We start from the raw sequence: 2,929 nt of genomic DNA, 5'->3' as shown, positions 1-2,929 counted from the left end.
AGATCAGGAAGATCTTCCACGCCCGGCACACCGAGAAGAAGTTGATGAAGTTGTTGACCACCAGCCTGGGCAGGCACAGGACGCCCTGCAGCGGGCCATTGAGCCGCCCGACAAAATACACGCGCTGCACGAGCCGGTTGAACAACAGCGTGGCGTTGACGGCCAGCATGTACTGCATCCAGTTGGCACCGATGGCAAGCTGCACCCCTTCCAGGCTCAGCCAACCCGCGTGCCACGCCCACGCGATCGCGACGTAGTTCAGCGACAGCACGTAGGCGATGATGGAAAACAGGGCCGTCATCACGCCCTTGCGGTCGCGGAAGAAAAAGTAGCGGGTGACGAAGTTTCCGTCCCAGCCCATCTGCAGCCAGCCCTGGAAGGCGATGCCCAGGATCCAGCGCGCACGCTGCCGGTACGCTGTGCGGAAGGTGCTCGGGAAGTATTCGCGCGTGGCCAGCAACTGCGGCCGGACGCCGCGCCGGCGCCCCATGCGCCAGCGCGTGCGGGCCTTGCCGTCGCTGTCGGCGGCCGGCTCGGTCGTCTCGCAGATGGGGAAGCGCACGAACGCCTCACGCATGCCGAGCTCGCGCAGGCGGAAGCTGAAGTCGTAGTCTTCGGTGAGCGTGCCGGTGTTGAACGGCGCATCGCCGCGCACCTTCATCACGGCTTCAATGGCATGGCGGCTGTAGCACAGCGCCACGCCCGCGCCGGGCACGGTACCCGTGAGCGCCTCGCGCGCGACGAGATCTTTCTGGTGCGTCTCGCTGAAGTCGTCCATGTAGGTGCCGGCCACCCACTCATGCCACTTGCGCTCGAGCGACAGCACCGGCAGCTGCACCAGATCCTGGTCGCCGATGAAGTAGTTGAAGTACTTCAGCTCCAGCGGGTGGATCACGTCTTCGCAGTCGTGCATGATCACGCCGGCAAAACGGATGCCGTGCCCCGCCTCGTAGCGGACGATGGTCTGCACGATGGTGTTCAGACAATCCGCCTTGCAGGTCGGTCCATCGTGGGTGACGGCGGCGCGCATCACGCGGCCCGGGTGACGGCGGACCATGCGGTCCACCTCGGTGGTGGTTTCCGCGTCGTTGCGGTAGGCGCCGACAAAGATGATGAAGCGCGTGTACTCCATCGTCGCCAGGGTGTTCTCCACCATCTTGGCGATGACGTCGTACTCCTTCCAGGCCGGCACCATGATGGCGAGCCACCGCTCCTCGCGCTCGCGCAGGGCCTGCGCGGAAATGGTGGCGGGCAGGCGATCCTGGCGGGGCCACAGCCACAGCTCGCGCACCCAATAGAAGGCGTCGAGGAAGAAGTCGTCGGCGGTGCTGATGAGAATGACGAGCGCAGACGCCACTGTCATCGTATTGAGCAGCGCCAGATAGAGCTCCCACGACGCGTGACTCATGACGCCTCCTCCCAACCGGCGTTCAGGCAGTACGCGGCATGTCCCCCAATTTGCGCGATCGCGCTCATGGTTTCCCCCGATGTTATCGGCAAAGGCACAACGGATTGCGCCGCTGCATCTGAGCGTCGTCGCCTGGGCAAGCGACGACAGTCGATGCGTTGTTCTTTGACTCTCTTCCGGAAGCAGCAACGCGAGGACCGTACCAACTGCTGCCAGAGCGCGCCGTTACGCGGTGCGCCGTGAGAAGGTTCACAGTGCACTCGCCGTGTGCTGCTGGGGATGTTGCAAGGGTGAACGCTGAGGCCGTTTCAGCGAGGGAGCATGCAGGCACTTGCGCGGCGGCATCGCGCGCTGAAAACGCGCGTCTCATCCAGGTAGCGGAGAAGGCGTCTGTCCGAATGGCCGATGGGTTGCGGCCTCACTCGCAGGGTGTTTGGCGGAGGACCCGCCGGCTGAAGAATGTGGTGCTTCAACGCACCTGCGGCACACCGGATCGACGCGCAACTATCGCGCGGAGATGGCCGCCTTGCCCGGCAAGGCTTGGCAGACCGCTCGATGCGGGTAGGCCGGCGAGGGTGTCGAGCGACGTGCCGAACCGGCTCGGCAATGCCCGCACGCGTGCCACGCAACGGGTCAAACCCGTGCCCGCCGCAACAACGTTTCGGCTGGCACGCCGATTCGGTTGCAGCGCTGAAACGGGGTGCGGCAAGAACGGCCTTAGGCGGTGCCGCTTCGCCCCGCCCTGCCGCATCGACAAAAAGAGAAAGGAGAAACGCGCCGGTTAGAACTGCGTCCAGTCGTCCTGGTCCGAGGCAGAAGCCGCCAGGGCAAGCTTGTCGCCGGCCGGCTCGGTCGACGCTGCCGGCGCCGGCTTGGCGGACGGCGCCGCCGCGGCGGGCTTGCGGGCCGCCGCAGGCTTGCGAGCGACCGCAGGCTTGCGCGCAACCGCCTTGGTGGGCGGCGTCGATGCGGAGGGCTTGGCGGCAAGCGACACGGCAGCGGGCACAGCACGCGCGCCGCCACCCGGCGGCAAGCGGAACGACGCCACCGTTTCGCGCAGCACGTGCGCCTGCTCTTCCAGCGATTGCGCGGCGGCCGCGGCCTCTTCCACCAGCGCGGCGTTCTGCTGCGTGACCTCGTCCATCTGGTTCACGGCCTGGTTGACCTGCTCGATGCCCGAGCTCTGCTCATCCGATGCGGCGGAAATCTCACCCATGATGTCGGTCACGCGCTTGACCGCCACCACCACGTCTTCGATCACCGCACCGGCTTCGCCGACCAGGGTCGAGCCGTTCTCGACGCGCCCCACCGAGTCGGTAATCAGTTCCTTGATCTCCTTGGCCGCACCCGCCGAGCGCTGCGCCAGGCTGCGCACCTCGCCCGCCACCACCGCAAAGCCGCGACCCTGCTCGCCGGCACGCGCTGCCTCAACTGCCGCGTTCAGCGCCAGGATGTTGGTCTGGAACGCAATGCCTTCGATCACGCCGATGATGTCGGCGATCTTCTTGCTGCTGTCGTTGA

The 2,929-nt window shown here is 66.1% G+C and carries 2 protein-coding genes; both read right to left on the bottom strand.

Going from position 1 to position 2,929, the window contains the following annotated elements:
* Nucleotides 1–1,408 (bottom strand): glycosyl transferase family protein (locus QZ609_RS26040; protein WP_295501264.1); only part of this gene is annotated, 1,408 nt, incomplete at its 3' end.
* Between the two features lie 781 nt (nt 1,409–2,189).
* Nucleotides 2,190–2,929: methyl-accepting chemotaxis protein (locus QZ609_RS26035; protein WP_295501261.1), on the bottom strand; the 740-nt coding region annotated here is incomplete at its 5' end.

This window comes from uncultured Ralstonia sp., from assembly GCA_913056305.1.
GTDB lineage: Bacteria > Pseudomonadota > Gammaproteobacteria > Burkholderiales > Burkholderiaceae > Ralstonia.
This window is presented reverse-complemented; position numbering and strand designations above follow the sequence as displayed.